Annotated in this window: 12 protein-coding genes; 8 read left to right on the forward strand and 4 right to left on the reverse strand. The window is 71.4% G+C overall.

Annotated elements, in window-relative coordinates; genetic code table 11:
- Nucleotides 1–4 precede the first annotated feature (4 nt).
- Entirely contained in the window at nucleotides 5–1,075 is a 1,071-nt protein-coding gene (locus ACF1AG_RS27655) for an adenosine deaminase (RefSeq protein ID WP_359607905.1), read from the reverse strand.
- A 152-nt stretch (nucleotides 1,076–1,227) separates the two neighbouring features.
- On the opposite strand from ACF1AG_RS27655, the gene ACF1AG_RS27660 reads away from it, so the two are divergent.
- Complete coding sequence (locus ACF1AG_RS27660; protein WP_359607903.1) at nucleotides 1,228–2,160, forward strand: hypothetical protein; 933 nt, start codon at nucleotides 1,228–1,230, stop codon at nucleotides 2,158–2,160.
- A gap of 675 nt (nucleotides 2,161–2,835) precedes the next feature.
- Here the strand turns inward: ACF1AG_RS27660 and ACF1AG_RS27665 are convergent.
- Nucleotides 2,836–3,405: an NADAR family protein gene (locus tag ACF1AG_RS27665; RefSeq protein WP_387798463.1), complete on the reverse strand. Its 570-nt coding sequence runs from the start codon at nucleotides 3,403–3,405 to the stop codon at nucleotides 2,836–2,838.
- A gap of 223 nt (nucleotides 3,406–3,628) precedes the next feature.
- On the opposite strand from ACF1AG_RS27665, the gene ACF1AG_RS27670 reads away from it, so the two are divergent.
- From ACF1AG_RS27670 to ACF1AG_RS27700, 7 genes are all read left to right on the forward strand, one after another.
- Nucleotides 3,629–5,164: a gamma-aminobutyraldehyde dehydrogenase gene (locus tag ACF1AG_RS27670; protein ID WP_391810562.1), complete on the forward strand. Its 1,536-nt coding sequence runs from the start codon at nucleotides 3,629–3,631 to the stop codon at nucleotides 5,162–5,164.
- Between the two features lie 49 nt (nucleotides 5,165–5,213).
- Nucleotides 5,214–6,461 carry a spermidine/putrescine ABC transporter substrate-binding protein gene (locus ACF1AG_RS27675; protein WP_359602189.1) on the forward strand — a complete coding sequence of 416 codons (1,248 nt, stop codon included), beginning with the start codon at nucleotides 5,214–5,216 and terminating at the stop codon, nucleotides 6,459–6,461.
- A 4-nt stretch (nucleotides 6,462–6,465) separates the two neighbouring features.
- Nucleotides 6,466–7,653 (forward strand): ABC transporter ATP-binding protein, encoded by a 1,188-nt coding sequence (locus ACF1AG_RS27680; RefSeq protein ID WP_387798460.1) that lies wholly within the window; start codon nucleotides 6,466–6,468, stop codon nucleotides 7,651–7,653.
- On the forward strand, nucleotides 7,653–8,582 hold the full coding sequence (locus tag ACF1AG_RS27685) for an ABC transporter permease (RefSeq protein WP_359602185.1): 930 nt from the start codon (nucleotides 7,653–7,655) through the stop codon (nucleotides 8,580–8,582). The genes ACF1AG_RS27680 and ACF1AG_RS27685 overlap by 1 nt, the downstream gene beginning before the upstream one ends.
- Complete coding sequence (locus ACF1AG_RS27690) at nucleotides 8,583–9,383, forward strand: ABC transporter permease (protein WP_359602183.1); 801 nt, start codon at nucleotides 8,583–8,585, stop codon at nucleotides 9,381–9,383.
- Between the two features lie 37 nt (nucleotides 9,384–9,420).
- The gene (locus tag ACF1AG_RS27695) at nucleotides 9,421–10,839 is read left to right on the forward strand and encodes an NAD(P)/FAD-dependent oxidoreductase (protein WP_387798457.1); all 1,419 of its coding nucleotides are present in this window, start codon (nucleotides 9,421–9,423) and stop codon (nucleotides 10,837–10,839) included.
- 118 nt (nucleotides 10,840–10,957) lie between these two features.
- Nucleotides 10,958–12,772: a chitinase gene (locus ACF1AG_RS27700; protein ID WP_391810563.1), complete on the forward strand. Its 1,815-nt coding sequence runs from the start codon at nucleotides 10,958–10,960 to the stop codon at nucleotides 12,770–12,772.
- Nucleotides 12,773–12,775: 3 nt separating this feature from the next.
- Here ACF1AG_RS27700 and ACF1AG_RS27705 read toward each other — a convergent pair whose 3' ends face one another.
- Together ACF1AG_RS27705 and ACF1AG_RS27710 are read right to left on the reverse strand one after the other, a co-directional pair.
- Complete coding sequence (locus ACF1AG_RS27705) at nucleotides 12,776–14,053, reverse strand: hypothetical protein (protein WP_359602178.1); 1,278 nt, start codon at nucleotides 14,051–14,053, stop codon at nucleotides 12,776–12,778.
- Nucleotides 14,054–14,057: 4 nt separating this feature from the next.
- Nucleotides 14,058–16,538 (reverse strand): McrB family protein, encoded by a 2,481-nt coding sequence (locus ACF1AG_RS27710; RefSeq protein ID WP_391810564.1) that lies wholly within the window; start codon nucleotides 16,536–16,538, stop codon nucleotides 14,058–14,060.
- Between the last annotated feature and the right edge of the window lie 21 nt (nucleotides 16,539–16,559).

Genomic DNA, 16,559 nt, shown 5'->3' on the forward strand with positions numbered 1-16,559 from the left:
ATGGTCAGGAGGCGAGCCAGGAGGCGGTGTACGAGTCGATCTCGGCGGTGATCCGCGCCTTGCCGGCCGGGTCGAGGAAGGACGCCTCGACCGCGTTCTTCGCCAGGTCCGCCAGGCCCCGCTCGTCGAGGTCCAGCAGGCGGGCGGCGACCGCGTACTCGTTGGCGAGGTCGGTGCCGAACATCGGCGGATCGTCGGAGTTGACCGTCACCAGCACCCCGGCCCGGGTGAACTCCTTGATCGGGTGCTCGTCCAGGGTGGTGACCGCGCGGGTGGCGATGTTGGACGTCGGGCAGACCTCCAGCGGGATGCGCCGCTCGGCCAGGTGCTGCAGCAGCTTCGGGTCCTGCGCGGCGCTCGTGCCGTGGCCGATGCGCTCGGCGCCCAGTTCGTTCAGCGCGTCCCAGATCGTCTCCGGTCCCGTGGTCTCGCCCGCGTGCGGCACCGAGCGCAGGCCGGCCGCGATGGCCCGGTCGAAGTACGGCTTGAACTGGGGGCGCGGCACGCCGATCTCCGGGCCGCCCAGGCCGAACGAGACCAGGCCCTCCGGGCGCAGCCGGTCGTCGGTGGCGAGCCGCGTGGTCTCCTCGGCGGCCTCGAGACCGGCCTCGCCCGGGATGTCGAAGCACCAGCGCAGCACGGTGCCCAGCTCGCTCTCGGCCGCCTTGCGGGCGTCCTCGATCGCCTCCATGAAGGCACGCTCGTCGATCCCGCGACGGGTCGAGGAGAACGGGGTGATGGTCAGCTCGGCGTACCGCACCTGCTGCCGGGCCAGCTCACGGGCCACCTCGTACGTCAGCAGCCGCACGTCCTCGGGGGTGCGGATCAGGTCGACCACGGACAGGTACACCTCGATGAAGTGCGCGAAGTCCGTGAAGGTGAAGTAGTCCGCGAGGGCCTCGGGGTCGGTGGGGACCTTGGAGTCGGGGTGGCGGGCGGCCAGCTCCGAAACGATGCGGGGGGAGGCGGAGCCGACGTGGTGCACGTGCAGTTCGGCCTTGGGCAGTCCGGCGATGAAGGCGTGCAGGTCACGGACCTGTCCGGCGGTGGCCGAGGTGTCGTGGTGGTCGGTCAAGGTTCCTCCCCGGGAACGGCGTCCCGGTCCGGGTCACGGCGGGACGCGGATGATCGGCTGATCGGTGGTGCGGGGATCATCGTAGGCCCGGCGTACGCGCGCGGGGTGCGGGCCGTAGCATGACGGTTCGTCCGAGGAAGGGGTCGCAGCGCATGTCCGACGACGCACCGGCACCGGGGCCAGGGGACCGCACGGGGGACGGAGTGCCTCCGGCGGGTTCGTCCACCCCTGACGCGTGGCCGGCGCCGGCCGACGGCGGGGCGCCGCACGTCGCCCCCCTGGACGGCTCGCTGGTGGACGCGCGGACCACGGAGACGGGGCGCGCGGCGCCGCCGCGGGATCGGGACCCGGACGCGTCCGCGGCCGATCCCTGGGCGCTGCCCGGGGACCGTGTGGCGGGCTCCGGCGGGCCGGGCGAGACCGTGGTGGCGGGGGAGAACGCGGCGTGGTCGTCGCCCACCGTGCACGACCGGTCGGCGCCGGGTGCTTTCGGTGCGGCCGGGGCGTCGGGTTCGTCCGGGGCGTCCGCCGTGCACGACCAGCAGACGGTGACGTCCTTCCCGGCGGCCCCCGACACGACGCCGCCCGCACCGGCGTACGGCGGCGGTCCGTGGGCCGGGCCCTCAGGGGCGACCGGCCCCGTGCCGCAGGCCGCCGCTCGCCCGGCGGCCGCCGATCCGTTCGCGCCTCCGGCCGCGGGGGCTGCCGCGGGGGCGGCGGCCGTTCCGCCGCCGCCGATCGGGCCGGAGGGGCCGGGTCAGGTGCTGTACGGCTATCCCCAGGTGGGGTACCCGGGTGGTGCGCCCGCGCAGGGGTACGCCGGATGGGGCGGGGTACCGCCTCTGCCGAGCAACGGCATGGGTGTCGCCTCCCTGGTGCTGGGGATCGTCGCGGCGGCCGCGTTCTGTCTGTGGCCGGTGGCCATCGTGCTGGGTGTCCTCGCGGTGATCTTCGGTGCGATCGGGCGTGGCAAGGCGAATCGGGGCGAGGCGACGAACGGCGGGCAGGCTCTGGCGGGGGTCATCTGCGGGGCCGTGGGCGGCACGTTGGCGCTTGCGTTCGGCGTGATCGTGCTGGTCACTTGAGCGGGGCTCCTTCGAACGGGGTTCACCTCCGAGGCGTGGGGGCGCGCGCTATGCCGTTGATCGTCCCGGCGTTGGAACGGTGCTGCTGCGCCCACCCGTGCCGCCCTAGCGGCACGACTGCCCGCAGCGGCGGTGGGCGGTTTCAGCGGTCGCGGCGGTAGCGCCCTTCAGGGGCGCGGGGAACTGCGCGATCAGCCTGGGACTGCCCGCAGCCGGCGCTGCAGAGGTGCCGCTTGCGCCCACCCGTGCCGCCCTAGCGGCACGACTGCCCGCAGCGGCGGTGGGCGGTTTCAGCGGTCGCGGCGGTAGCGCCCTTCAGGGGCGCGGGGGCCTGCGCGATCAGCCTGGGACTGCCCGCAGCCGGCGTTGCAGAGGTGCCGCTTGCGCCCACCCGTGCCGCCCTAGCGGCACGACTGCCCGCAGGCGGCGGTGCGTCACTTTCCGCGGCCGTGGCGGAAGCGCCCTCCAGGGGCGCGGGGAACTGCGCGGCCAGCCAGGGACTGCCCGCAGCCGGCGTTGCAGAAAGCCGCTGTGCCCGCCCACGACTGCCCGCAGCGGCGGTGAGTCACATATGAGCGCCCAGGCGGTAGCGCCCCTCAGGGGCGCGGGGAACTGCGCGATCGGCCAGGGACTGCCCGCGGACGGCGTTGCACCGGTGCCGTCCGCGGCCTCGCGTCACGCCTCTCGCAGCCGCCTCCGTGCCTCCATCAGGGCGAAGCCCAGGAGGTTCGGGCCGCGCCAGCGGGTCGGGTCGTTCGCCGCGTCCGCGTCGGCCGCCAGGCCTATGCCCCAGACCCGGTCGACAGGGCTCGCCTCGACCAGGACGCGGTCGCCCGTGCCCAGCAGGAAGGACCGCAGCTCACCGTGAGCCGCGAACTTGTGCACGCTGCCTTCCACGACGATCCCGAACCGCTCCCGCCGCCAGACCTCCTCGTCGAAGCCCTTGACCAGGCGTCCGGCCTTCTTCGCCGCCGAGGGGTGCTCCGCGGCCAGGACGCGCCGCTCGCCCTCCGCGTCCCCGAAGAGGCGGGCCTTGGCCGCCATCATCCAGTGCTCCGCCGTCGCGTACTCCACGCCGTCGACGGTGAACGGGGACGGCCACCACTGGCTCAGGCAGCTCGCCCCGACGCGTCCGTCGGGCAGCGGCCGGTGTCCCCAGAAGTGCAGGTACTTCACCCGCTCCCCGGCCCGCACCGCCTCGATCAACGCCTCCCGGGATGCCACCGTCCGCACGGTTCCGTCCATGCTCGCCCCCTCATGTCGATCCGAGCGCAGAGGAGTCTCGCAGGCACCACTGACAATCCGTCCTGCCTTTTCCGCAGCCACTCGACACCTGGTCGACAGATTCCGTCGCGTAACCAAATGGCAACAACGGAATCACTTGTTGGAGTGCCTCTGCTCTGTCAGGATCGGCACTCAAATCGAGCTCAAGCCACGCCGCCCCCTCGGGGAAACGGAGGAGAGCGACATGCACCAACCCGGCTCCACCCCGCAGGACCGCTTCCCGGCCGCCGAACGTTTCGCGGACGGCGCGCAGTTCATCGCGGGCCGTCTGACGAAGGGCACCTCGGGGCGCACCCACGCGGTGGTCGACCCGGCCACCGGCGCGGAGGTGTTCACCTACGACCTCGCCGGCGCCGACGACGTCGACGCGGCCGTCACCGCCGCACGGGAGGCCTTCCCGGCCTGGGCGGCCGCCACCCCCGGCGAGCGCTCCGACGCCCTGCACCGGTTCGCCGCCGCCGTCGCCGAGCGGGCGGAGGACTTCGCCCGCGCCGAGTCGCTCCAGTGCGGCAAGCCACTGAAGCTGACGCGCGAGTTCGACGTGCCGGGCACGATCGACAACATCGCCTTCTTCGCGGGCGCCGCCCGGCACCTCGCGGGCCAGTCGGCCGGCGAGTACTCGGGCGACCACACCTCCTACGTCCGGCGCGAGCCCATCGGCGTCGTCGGCTCCATCGCCCCCTGGAACTACCCGCTGCAGATGGCCGCGTGGAAGATCCTCCCGGCGATCGCCGCGGGCAACACGATCGTGCTGAAGCCCGCCGAGCTCACCCCGCTGACCTCGCTGCTGTTCGCACAGGCCGCCACCGACGCCGGCATCCCCGCCGGCGTGATCAACATCGTCACCGGCACCGGCAAGGAGGCCGGCGAGCACCTGGTCGGCCACCCCGACGTGGCCATGACCTCCTTCACCGGATCCACCGCCGTCGGCAAGCGCGTCGCGGAGATCGCCACCGCCACCGTCAAGCGCCTCCACCTGGAGCTCGGCGGCAAGGCGCCCTTCGTGGTCTTCGACGACGCCGACCTCGACGCGGCCGTCAACGGCGCAGTCGCGGGCGCCCTCATCAACACCGGCCAGGACTGCACCGCCGCCACGCGCGCGTACGTGCAGCGCCCCCTCTACGAGGCCTTCGTCGAGCGCACCGCCGCGCTGATGGAGACCGTCCGGCTGGGCGACCCCTTCGCCCCCGGCACCGACCTCGGCCCGCTGGTCTCCCACGCCCAGCGCGACCGGGTGGCCGGATTCGTCGACCGCGCGCGTGCCTACGCGCGCGTGGTGACCGGCGGTGAGACACCTCTGGGCGATCTGTCCGGCGGCGCGTACTATCGCCCCACGCTGATCGCCGGCGCCGCGCATGACAGCGAGGTCGTGCAGTCGGAGATCTTCGGACCGGTGCTGGTCGTGCTGCCCTTCGACACCGACGACGAGGGCATCGCACTCGCCAACGACACCCCGTACGGGCTCGCCGCCTCCGCGTGGAGCCGGGACGTGTACCGCACGGGACGGGCCACCCGCGAGATCAAGGCGGGGTGCGTGTGGATCAACGACCACATCCCGATCATCAGCGAGATGCCGCACGGCGGCTACAAGGCGTCCGGCTTCGGCAAGGACATGTCCGCGTACTCCTTCGAGGAGTACACCCAGATCAAGCACGTCATGTTCGACAACACCGCGGTGGTCCGCAAGGACTGGCACCGCACCGTCTTCGGGGACCGATAGCAGCCAGGCCGCCCGACCCGCGGCCACTTCCCGAAAGGGCACCACGCGCATGGAGCAGTACGAGCCCGACCGCCTCTCGCCGGTCCAGCAGGCCGCGATACGGCGCAGTTTCCGCAACGGCAGGGCGGCCCTGTCCCGCCGCTCCCTGCTGCGCGCCTCGGCGGGCGGCGCGCTCGCGGTCGGCGGCCTGGGCGCGCTGAGCGCCTGCGGCATCCCCCCGGCGGGGAACACCGAGGGCGGCGTCTCCGCGGAGGACCACTCGGCGAAGGAGAAGAGCGTGAACTTCTCCAACTGGACCGAGTACATGGACATCGACGACAGCGGCCGCCGGCACCCCACGCTGGAGGCGTTCACCAAACGCACCGGCATCAAGGTCAAGTACACCGAGGACATCAACGACAACACCGAGTTCTTCGGCAAGATCAAGCCGCAGCTCGCCGCGCGCCAGGACACCGGCCGCGACATCATCGTCCTCACCGACTGGCTGGCCGCCCGGCTGATCCGCCTCGGCTGGGTGCAGAAGCTCGACGCGTCCAACCTGCCGCACGCCTTCGCCAACGTGGCCTCCTCGTACCGCACCCCCGACTGGGACCCGGGCCGCGCCTACTCGTACCCCTGGCAGGGCATCGCGACCGTCATCGCGTACAACAAGAAGGCGCTCGACGGGGTCGAGGTGAAGACCTTGTCCGACCTGCTGGACAACCCGAGGCTCAAGGGCCGGGTCGGGCTGCTCACCGAGATGCGCGACACCATGGGCATGACGCTGCTCGACATGGACAAGGACCCGCGGTCCTTCAGCGCCGACGACTACGACGCCGCCCTCGCCCGGCTGCAGAAGTCCGTCGACAAGGGGCAGATCCGCCGCTTCACCGGCAACGACTACACCTCGGACCTCACCAAGGGCGACCTCGCGGCGTGCGTCGCGTGGGCCGGTGACGTCGTCCAGCTCCAGGCCGACAACCCGGACATCGGCTTCGTCATCCCGGACAGCGGCTACATGCTCTCCAGCGACAACATGCTGATCCCCAACAAGGCCCGGCACAAGACGAACGCCGAGCGCCTGATCGACTACTACTTCGAGCCGCAGCCGGCCGCCCAGCTCGCCGCCTACATCAACTTCGTCTGTCCGGTCGACGGGGTGAAGGAGGAGCTCGCGAAGCTCGACGAGGACGCGGCGAACAACCCGCTGATCCTCCCCGACAAGGCCATGCAGGCCAAGTCCCGTGCCTTCCGCTCCCTGAGCTCCGAGGAAGAGACGGCATTCGAAGGCAAGTTCGCGAAGCTCACTGGGGCGTGACGAGATGAAGACCACCGAAGAGACCACCACGGCCGGCGGCGGTGACGTCCGCCTCACCGGGATCAGCAAGACCTACGGCGACTTCACCGCCGTGCACCCGCTCGACCTGACCGTCCCCGAGGGCTCCTTCTTCGCCCTGCTCGGCGCGTCCGGCTGCGGCAAGACCACCACCCTGCGCATGATCGCCGGCCTGGAGGAGCCCACCGGGGGCACCGTCCACCTCGGCGACCAGGACGTCACCGCGCTGCCGCCGTACAAACGGCCGGTGAACACGGTCTTCCAGTCCTACGCCCTCTTCCCGCATCTCGACATCTACGAGAACGTCGCCTTCGGCCTGCGCCGGCGCGGCATCAAGAGCGTGAAGAAGCAGGTCGAGGAGATGCTGGAGCTGGTCCAGCTCGGTGAGCAGGCGCGCAAGAAGCCGCACCAGCTCTCCGGCGGCCAGCAGCAGCGCGTCGCCGTGGCCCGCGCGTTGATCAACCACCCGAAGGTGCTCCTCCTCGACGAGCCGCTCGGCGCCCTGGACCTGAAGCTGCGCCGCCAGATGCAGCTGGAGCTCAAGCGCATCCAGACCGAGGTCGGCATCACCTTCGTGCACGTCACCCACGACCAGGAGGAGGCCATGACGATGGCCGACTGCGTCGCGGTGATGAACGCCGGCCGGGTCGAGCAGCTCGGCACCCCCGCCGACCTGTACGAGAACCCCCGCACCACCTTCGTCGCGAACTTCCTCGGCACCTCCAACTTCATCGAGGCCGAGGTGGATGCCACGTCGGGCGACGACATCGTGCTCAAGGCGGGCGGAGGCAAGCTGGTGCTGCGCCGGGCCCGCGCGAGCGCGCCCGCCACCACGGGCGGCAAGATCCTGGCCGGGGTGCGCCCGGAGAAGATCTCCCTCACGCACGCCGACGACGCCGGCGAGATACCCGAGGGCCGCAACCGGATCACGGGCCGGATCACCGAGTCCAGCTTCATCGGCGTCTCCACGCAGTTCGTCGTCGACAGCCCGGTCTGCTCCGACTTCGAGGTCTACGTGCAGAACATCGACCGCGACGACCGGCTGGTACCCGGCGCCGAGGTCGTCCTGCACTGGAACCCGGATCACACCTTCGGTCTCGACGCGGCACAGTCCCTGCTTGCCGGGACCGTGGGCTCCGCGGGCGTCGGGACGGTCGAGGAAGAGGTCGCCTGATGACCACGGTCACCGAGGCGCCGCCGACGCCGGCGCCCGTCGCCCCCGAGAAGAAACCGCCGCGCAGACGCGGCCGCTGGACGCCGTACCTGCTCCTGCTGCCCGGTCTGCTCTGGCTCGTGGTCTTCTTCGCGCTGCCGGTGATCTACCAGGCCTCCACGTCCGTGCAGACGGGCTCCCTGGAGGAGGGCTACAAGGTCACCTGGCACTTCGCCACCTACTGGGACGCGCTGTCCGAGTACTGGCCGCAGTTCGTCCGCTCGGTGCTCTACGCGGCCTCCGCGACCGTGCTGTGCCTGCTGTTCGGCTACCCGCTGGCGTACCTGATCGCCTTCCGCGCGGGACGCTGGCGCAACCTGATCATGATCCTGGTGATCGCGCCGTTCTTCACCAGCTTCCTGATCCGCACCCTCGCCTGGAAGACGATCCTCGCCGACGGCGGCCCGGTGGTCGGCGCCCTGGACGCGCTGCACGTCCTGGACGTCACCGCCTTCCTCGGCTGGACCGCCGGCGACCGGGTGCTCGCCACCCCGCTCGCGGTGGTGTGCGGTCTGACGTACAACTTCCTGCCCTTCATGATCCTGCCGCTCTACACCTCGCTGGAGCGGATCGACCCCCGGCTGCACGAGGCCGCGGGCGACCTCTACGCCAAGCCGTCGACCACCTTCCGCAAGGTCACCTTCCCGCTGTCGATGCCGGGCGTGGTCTCCGGCACGCTGCTGACCTTCATCCCGGCGTCCGGCGACTACATCAACTCGGACCTGCTCGGCTCCACCGACACCCGGATGGTCGGCAACGTCATCCAGTCGCAGTTCCTGCGGATCCTGGACTACCCGACGGCCGCCGCGCTCTCGTTCATCCTGATGGCCGCGATCCTCGCCGTCGTCACGGTCTACATCCGCAAGTCCGGCACGGAGGATCTGGTTTAAATGGCCTTCGTCAATTGGTTCAGGCGCAACCTGGTCGTCGTCGCGGGTCTGCTGACGCTGGCGTACCTCCTGCTGCCGAACGTCGTCGTCACGGTGTTCTCCTTCAACCAGCCGAAGGGGCGCTTCAATTACCAGTGGCAGGAGTTCTCCACCGACGCGTGGCGGGATCCGTGCGGGGTCTCCGGGCTGTGCGAGTCGCTCGGCCTCAGCCTGCAGATCGCCTTCTGGGCCACGCTCGGCGCCACGCTGCTCGGCACGCTGATCGCGTTCGCGCTGGTCCGCTACCGGTTCCGCGCCCGCGGGGCGGTCAACTCGCTGATCTTCCTGCCGATGGCGATGCCCGAGGTGGTGATGGCGGCCTCGCTGCTCACCCTGTTCCTCAACATGGGCGCCGAGCTGGGTTTCTGGACGATCCTGATCGCCCACATCATGTTCTGCCTCAGCTTCGTCGTGGTCGCCGTGAAGGCGCGCGTGATGTCGATGGACCCCCGGCTCGAGCAGGCCGCGCAGGACCTGTACGCCGGGCCGGTGCAGACGTTCCTGCGGGTCACGCTGCCGATCGCCGCCCCCGGTATCGCGGCGGGCGCGCTGCTCGCCTTCGCCCTCTCCTTCGACGACTTCATCATCACCAACTTCAACGCCGGTTCGACCGTCACCTTCCCGATGTTCGTCTGGGGCTCCGCGCAGCGCGGCACGCCCGTCCAGATCAACGTCATCGGCACGGCCATGTTCGTCGTCGCCGTGGCTCTGGTGCTGGTCTCCATGGCCGTCGGCAACCGCCGCAAGCGGCAGAAGGCATAACCCGCGATTCCACAGTCCCCAGTAGGGAGTTGAGATCATGGCCCCGAGCGCCATGAGCCGTTGGACGCAGTCCCTCTCCGAGGCCCGGCCGGTCTCCTACTGGCTGGACGACCCCGGCCGCCCCGCCCCCGAGCCGGCCCTGACCGGGCGGACCACCTGTGACCTGCTGGTCGTGGGCGGCGGCTACAGCGGACTGTGGACCGCGCTGATCGCCAAGGAGCGCGACCCCTCACGGGACGTCGTGCTCGTCGAGGGCCGCGAGGTGGGCTGGGCGGCCTCCGGCCGCAACGGCGGGTTCTGCGCCGCCTCCCTCACCCACGGCCTGTCCAACGGACTCAGCCGCTGGCCGGACGAGATCCACACCCTGGAGCGGCTGGGCGCCCGCAACCTCGACGCCATCGAGGAGACGGTCGCCCGCCACTCCATCGACTGCGACTTCGAGCGCACCGGCGAGATCGACGTCGCCACCGAGCCGTACCAGGCGGAGGAACTGCGCGCCTGGTACGAGGAGACCGGCGCCCGCGGCCTCGCCGACGGCATCGAGTTCCTCGACGCCGACGCGGTGCGCGAGCAGGTCGACTCGCCCACCTTCCTGGCGGGCCTGTACGACCGCCGCGGCGTGGCCATGCTCAACCCGGCCCGCCTCGCCTGGGGCCTGAAGCGTGCCTGCCTCGACCTCGGGGTGCGCTTGTACGAGCACACGCCCGCCCTCACCCTCCGGCAGTACGGCGCCGGCATGTCCGTGCGCACCCCGTACGGGGCGATCCGCGCCCGCCGGGTCGCGCTCGGCACCAACGTCTTCCCCAGCCTGGTCCGCCGCGTCCGTCCCTACACCGTCCCGGTCTACGACTACGCCCTGATGACCGAGCCGCTCACCGACGAGCAGCTCGACTCCATCGGCTGGAAGAACCGCCAGGGGCTCGGCGACAGCGCCAACCAGTTCCACTACTTCCGGCTCTCCTCCGACAACCGCATCCTGTGGGGCGGCTACGACGCGATCTACCCGTACGGCGGCCGGGTGCGCGCCGAGTACGACGACCGGCCCGACACGTACGCCAGGCTCGCGGGCCACTTCTTCACCTGCTTCCCGCAGCTGGAAGGGGTGCGTTTCACCCACGCCTGGGGCGGCGCGATCGACACCTGCTCCCGCTTCTCGGCGTTCTTCGGCACCGCACACGCGGGCCGGGTGGCGTACGCGGCGGGTTACACCGGGCTCGGTGTCGGCGCGACGCGGTTCGGCGCGGAGGTGATGCTGGACCTCCTGGCGGGGGAGCGGACCGAGCGCACTGAGCTGGAGATGGTGCGCAGCAAGCCGCTGCCGTTCCCGCCGGAGCCGTTCGCCTGGACCGGCATCGCCCTCACCAAGTGGTCGCTGGCCAGGGCGGACGCGCACGAGGGCCGGCGGAACCTGTGGCTGCGGACGATGGACCGGCTGGGGCTGGGGTTCGACAGCTGAGCCTCCCCGGTGCCGGGCAGGGGCGTACGGGGTGCTGCGCGAGGTCTTGACAACCGAATTGGTCTGGACCAAATTGAGCGCGCTCCACCCTGCAACTCCCCCCTGCCCGGAGGCCCTTGTGGACCGCGCCAGACCCCACGCCCGCCGCCCCCTCGCCGTCCTGCTCACCGCCACCGCCGTCGCCGCGGCCGGCGTCACCGCCCTGACGCCGGACGCCCGCGCGGCCGACGCCGACCTCGCCCGCAACGGCGGCTTCGAGGCCGGCCTCGACGGCTGGAACTGCCCGGCCGGCGCCACCGTCACCTCACCCGTCCACAGCGGCGCCTCCGCCCTGAAGGCCACCCCGGCCGGGTCGGACAACGCCCGCTGCGCCCAGACGGTCACCGTGAAACCGGACTCCGCCTACACCCTCTCCGGCTACGTCCGCGGCGCCTACGTCTACCTCGGCGCGAGCGGCACCGGCACCACCGACGTCTCCACCTGGACCCAGTCAGCCCCCGACTGGCAGAAGCTCACCACGGCCTTCCGCACCGGCCCCTCCACCACCCGCGTCACTATCTACACCCACGGCTGGTACGGCACGGGCGCCTACCACGCGGACGACATCACCCTCACCGGCCCCGGCGGCGAGACCGGGCAGCCGCCCGCCCCACCGACCGGCCTCACCGCGTCCGGCGCGACCGCCACCAGCGTCTCCCTGTCCTGGTCACCGGCCGCGGGCGCCACCTCGTACGCCGTCTACCGCGACGGCGCGCGGATCCGCACCGTCACCGGCACCTCGACCACCGTCACCGGACTGTCCCCGTCGACGGCGTACGCCTTCCAGGTGGCCGCCCTCAACGACGCGGGCGAGTCGGCCCGTTCGGCCACCGTCACCGCGACGACGTCGGCGCCCGACTCCGGCGGCGGCGACTCCGGCCTCCCGGAACACGCCCTGGTCGGCTACCTCCACGCCAGCTTCGCCAACGGCTCCGGCTACACCCGCCTCGCCGACGTCCCCGACAGCTGGGACGTCATCGACCTGGCCTTCGGCGAACCCACCTCCGTCACCTCCGGCGACATCCGCTTCGAGCGCTGCCCGGCCGCGGAGTGCCCCGGCGTGGAGAGCGACGCCGAGTTCAAGGCGGCGATCAGGGCCAAGCAGGCGGCCGGCAAGAAGGTGCTGATCTCGATCGGCGGCCAGAACGGCCAGGTCCGGCTCACGACGACCGCGGCCCGCGACACCTTCGTCAGCTCCGTCTCCCGCATCATCGACGAGTACGGGCTCGACGGCCTCGACATCGACTTCGAGGGCCACTCGCTCTCCCTGGACACCGGCGACACCGACTTCAGGAACCCGAAGACGCCGGTGATCGTCAACCTGATCTCCGCCCTGAAGACGCTCAAGGCGAAGTACGGCGACGGCTTCGTCCTGACCATGGCCCCGGAGACGTTCTTCGTCCAGCTCGGCCACCAGTTCTACGGCAGCGGCCCCTGGGGCGGCCAGGACCCGCGCGCCGGCGCCTACCTCCCCGTCATCCACGCGCTGCGCGACGACCTCACCCTGCTGCACGTCCAGGACTACAACTCCGGTCCGATCATGGGCCTGGACGGCCAGTACCACTCCATGGGCGGCGCCGACTTCCACATCGCGATGACCGACATGCTGCTCACCGGCTTCCCGGTCGCGGGCGACACGAACAACGTCTTCCCGCCCCTGCGCCCCGACCAGGTCGCCATCGGCATGCCGGCCACGGTGAACGCGGGCAACGGCCACGTGCCCCCGGCGGAGGTCGTCAAGACGCTCAACTGCCTGACGAAGAACACCGACTGCGGCTCCTACACCCCTCACGGCACCTGGCCGTCCCTGCGTGGCCTGATGACCTGGTCGATCAACTGGGACCGCTTCGGCGGCTGGGAGTTCCAGCGGACGTTCGACGGCTACTTCGGCTGACCGTCACCCTGCCACCGCGTGCCACACCTTCCGCAGCACCTCACGCCGCTCGGCGCCTTCCGGGGCGCCGAGCACCGTGGGGAGGTGCAGGGAAACGGCCCGTACCCGGGCCGACACGGCCCCGTCGAACCGCCGTACGGCGACGGTCCGCCGTGCTGACGTGGCATCGCCGGGGTGGATCAGCACGCACGACGGCGGAGTACCGGCGGGCTGCCGGGCCAGGGTGTGAGCGTAGAGAGCCGCCTGGTACAGATCCGACGGGGCGAGCTTCTTGTCGTCGTACAGCTTGTACTTGAGGTCCACCGGCAGCCGCTGCGGCACACCGTCGACGGTCGCCGAAAGCAGGAGGTCCGGGCGCACCTCGCCGTAGGAGCGCCCGGACCGCTCGTCGATCAGGACTCCCCGGTGCCGTGACTGCTCACGGACCGTCCAGCCGGTGCCCTCCGCGGCCTCCTGCAGGAGCCGTGTGCCGAACGCCTCGAACAGGGCGTTCATGTCGATCAGCAGCGCCCGTGAGGCGAGCGGTCCTTCGGCGAAGAGAGCGTCGATGCCACCCCCGGAGAGCAACAGGGCCGCCCAGCGGTGGGCGTCCCGGTAGTGCGCGTTGTGCCGGTGGTGGTCGAGGCCTTCCCACACGGTACGGAGGTCGCCGAGAGGCGTGGGGGCGATCTGCGCGAACCGGCCGGCGGCGCGGCGGGCACGGGCACGCACGGTGGGCCAACCGGCGGTGCGTGCGGCGAGGCCGACGGCCGCCGCGCAGATACGGTTGTCCACGATGTCGGTGTCGTGCTCGTCGAAACGGCAGGCCAGCCGGTCCAGCCGGCCGTGGTGTCGCAGCAGTTGCCGGTCGACGAGGAGACGGCCCCGGACGGCGGGGAGGTCGTCCTCGACCGTGACGTAGTCCCGGCGCACCCCGTGGGCCAGGATCCGCTCGCACTCCTCGGTCACCCGCAGCGCCACCAGGTCCCGCAGATGAGGGGCGCCGCCCACGACAGTGCGCGACACGTCGAGCGGGTTGCTCCGGCCCTCCGCGTACTCCAGCATGCGCAGCACGTCCAGATCCGTTCCCAGGTACTTGGGCCGGATCCGGATCTCCAGGGCGTCGAGCCGAAGAACCCCGACACAGGCGCCCGCGCTCACCTCCAGACAGTTGCCCGGCAGTTCCCGGATGCCGATGCGTGCCGCAAGCGGACCGTTCGCGCACAACGCGCGGTCGGCCGGTCCGAGGCGGACGTCCGACACGTACTGCGTCTCGTACTCGCTCAGCTCCACCGTCCGCACCGGTCTACTCCGCCGCCGTGTCCTTCACCTGGAACTCCGTGTAGAGGGCTTTGACCAGGCCCTCGTCGCTGAGCTCCATCATCGTGTGCGCCTCCAGGTCGACCAGCGCCTCGCCGAGGAAGGACGCGAGCAGGGAGTAGTCGTCGAAGGCGTACTCCTGGAGCAGCGGCAGGATCTCGTCGCGGACGATCGCCGCCAGAGCGGGCACCGAGTCGACCGGGGCGCCGTTCGGCAGGAAGAACGCCTGCCCGATCTGCTTCTCCCGGTCGAGGTGGGTGCGCACGCGCTGATTCAGCCCGTCGAGCAGGTCGGCCAGGTGAAGTTGCTCCACATGGCAGCCCTGGAGGGGGCCGGAGTCGGGGAGTTGCTCCAGGAAGGCGAAGCGCCGGCGCACCGCCGCGTCGAGCATCCGGATGGACCGGTCCGCGGTGTTCATGGTGCCGATCAGATACACGTTCTCCGGCACGGTGAACTGTTCCTGACTGAGCGGCAGCAGCACCGAGCGGCCGCGCTTGTCCTTCTCCAGCAGGGTGATCAGCTCGCCGAAGATCTTCGGGAGGTTGCCGCGGTTGAGTTCGTCGACGATCACCAGGTAGGGATGTCCGGGGTCGGACGCGGCCGCCTGGCACACACGCTTGAAGACCCCGTCGACCCGGTCCAGGGTGAGGCCGTCCGTCCCGCCCTTCACCGGACGGAAGCCCTCCACGAAGTCCTCGTAGCCGTAGCTGGGATGGAAGGTGACCGTCGTCAGCCGTCCCGACGCCGTCAGGGCGTCGAGGGTCTGACGGAACGCAGTGGTGCCCGGCTCCGCGTACGGGTCCACGTCCGGCAGGTCGCCCGACAGCTCACCGAGCCAGCGCGCCGCGAAGCGCAGCGCGGTGTACGTCTTACCGGTGCCCGGCGGGCCGTAGAGCACGGCCTGCCCGCGCCGGTCGAGCGCGTCCGCGACGGGGGACAGCACACGGTCGAGCGGCTGGGCGGAGGCGGTCTCGGCGGGATCCGGCACCGCATCGTCCTCGACGGCCGACGGCTCCGACTTCGCGCGCCGGACCCTGCTCCACAGCGAGGCGGGCACGTCCTTGACGGTGACGGTCGCCCACGACCGCTCCGGTTCCTCCATCCGTCCCGCGTGGCCCTCGTCCCACTCCACCTGCACGGTGTGCCGGAACTCCGGACGGTCCCCACGCCAGGCGTAGCCGTCCCCGGTGACCCGGCCCACGCCGAGGATCTCGCTGGTGCCCCGGTTGGCGACGACGAGGTCGCCCGGCCGCAGACTCAGCAGCTTCCACAGCTCGTCGGCCCTGTCGGCGATCCTGGACCGATTGCCGTGGTACGTCTCCGCGTACGCGGCGTGGAAAGCCGCCTGGAACTCGTCCTTGTCCGCGTACGAGCGCAGGTCCGCCACGTCGTCCCAGCCGACCGCGACGTAACCGCCCTCGCGGCACTCGTCCCACACCGAACCGTCCCCGCCCGGGGCTACCTTCACGGTCTGCTGGGTGCGGACCGGGTGGGACCACCAGTACAGGAAGAGCACGACCAGGTCGTACGGCCAGCCGCGGAAGCGTGCGTCGGCGTCGATGATCTCCTTGAGCCGCGCCAGCAGGGCGAACCGCTCCAGCCGGGGCGCCGGTTCACCCGTCAGCTGCTGCAGGAAGTGGCGGACGACGTCGTTGCCGTACACCGGCAGGGAGGCGCCCGGCGCGTAGATCCGCAGGGTCTTGGCGACCAGGGCGGGACCCGAGCGGATCGCGTCGATGGTGTCGATGTCGGCGATCCGGCCCTCGCGCGCGGCCGTCACGGCGGCGACGATCCCCGCACGCACCTCCCGCCAGGCATCCTGCTCGTCGGCGTAGCGGGCGTCGTGCCACCAGGAGCCGTCCCCGCTGCGCCGGTAGATCAGATGCTTGGCGGACGATCCGCCCGCGATGCTGCCCAGCGCCTTGGTGCCGAACTCAAGGAGGTAGCAGTAGGGCCGGGTGCGCGCGCTGTCGCCCTGGCCCAGGGCGTAACGCTCCAGGGGCAGACCGGGCCACTCGTCCCAGGGGAACTCCTCGTTGACCTGCCGTGCGGCGGCCTCCATGGCGTCCAGTTCCGCGGCGCGGGCGTCACGGTCGAAGGCCGCGACCGCCTCGTCGAGCGGCCAGGGGCGCATGGTGGCTGCCTGGCGCGGTGAGACGGGGCGCAGGACGCAACTGCAGACGCTGGTGAGCGGCTGGCCGTTCCCGCCGAGCAGGCCGATGCGTCGGGCGAACTCGGCGCGTCCGTCGACGTCGTGGGACGGCGCGGAGTCGATCAGGCGGCGCCACAGCAGCCTTTCGGGGTCGGGGAAGCGGGGGAGCCGGTCCCCGTCGGTGAGGTGCCCGCACCCGGGATCGTGGTGGATCTTGCGGCCGTACTGAGGGAGGATCACCTCCCCGGGTGACCGGGTGAGGGCGTAGTCGCGGTTCTCGAAGGCGACCGCCACCTGCTCCTGCCCGTCCGTCATGACGCCTCCCCCTCCTGGCCC

The sequence above is a fragment of the Streptomyces sp. NPDC014764 genome (genome assembly GCF_043082785.1).
Classification (GTDB): Bacteria; Actinomycetota; Actinomycetes; order Streptomycetales; family Streptomycetaceae; genus Streptomyces; species Streptomyces althioticus.

Excerpts from the sequence above, each read along its gene's own strand:
- ACF1AG_RS27660 (WP_359607903.1), top strand. The coding sequence starts at position 1,228 with ATGTCCGACGACGCACCGGCACCGGGGCCAGGGGACCGCACGGGGGAC.
- ACF1AG_RS27665 (WP_387798463.1), bottom strand. The coding sequence starts at position 3,405 with ATGGACGGAACCGTGCGGACGGTGGCATCCCGGGAGGCGTTGATCGAG.
- ACF1AG_RS27670 (WP_391810562.1), top strand. The coding sequence starts at position 3,629 with ATGCACCAACCCGGCTCCACCCCGCAGGACCGCTTCCCGGCCGCCGAA.
- ACF1AG_RS27675 (WP_359602189.1), top strand. The coding sequence starts at position 5,214 with ATGGAGCAGTACGAGCCCGACCGCCTCTCGCCGGTCCAGCAGGCCGCG.
- ACF1AG_RS27680 (WP_387798460.1), top strand. The coding sequence starts at position 6,466 with ATGAAGACCACCGAAGAGACCACCACGGCCGGCGGCGGTGACGTCCGC.
- ACF1AG_RS27685 (WP_359602185.1), top strand. The coding sequence starts at position 7,653 with ATGACCACGGTCACCGAGGCGCCGCCGACGCCGGCGCCCGTCGCCCCC.
- ACF1AG_RS27690 (WP_359602183.1), top strand. The coding sequence starts at position 8,583 with ATGGCCTTCGTCAATTGGTTCAGGCGCAACCTGGTCGTCGTCGCGGGT.
- ACF1AG_RS27695 (WP_387798457.1), top strand. The coding sequence starts at position 9,421 with ATGGCCCCGAGCGCCATGAGCCGTTGGACGCAGTCCCTCTCCGAGGCC.
- ACF1AG_RS27710 (WP_391810564.1), bottom strand. The coding sequence starts at position 16,538 with ATGACGGACGGGCAGGAGCAGGTGGCGGTCGCCTTCGAGAACCGCGAC.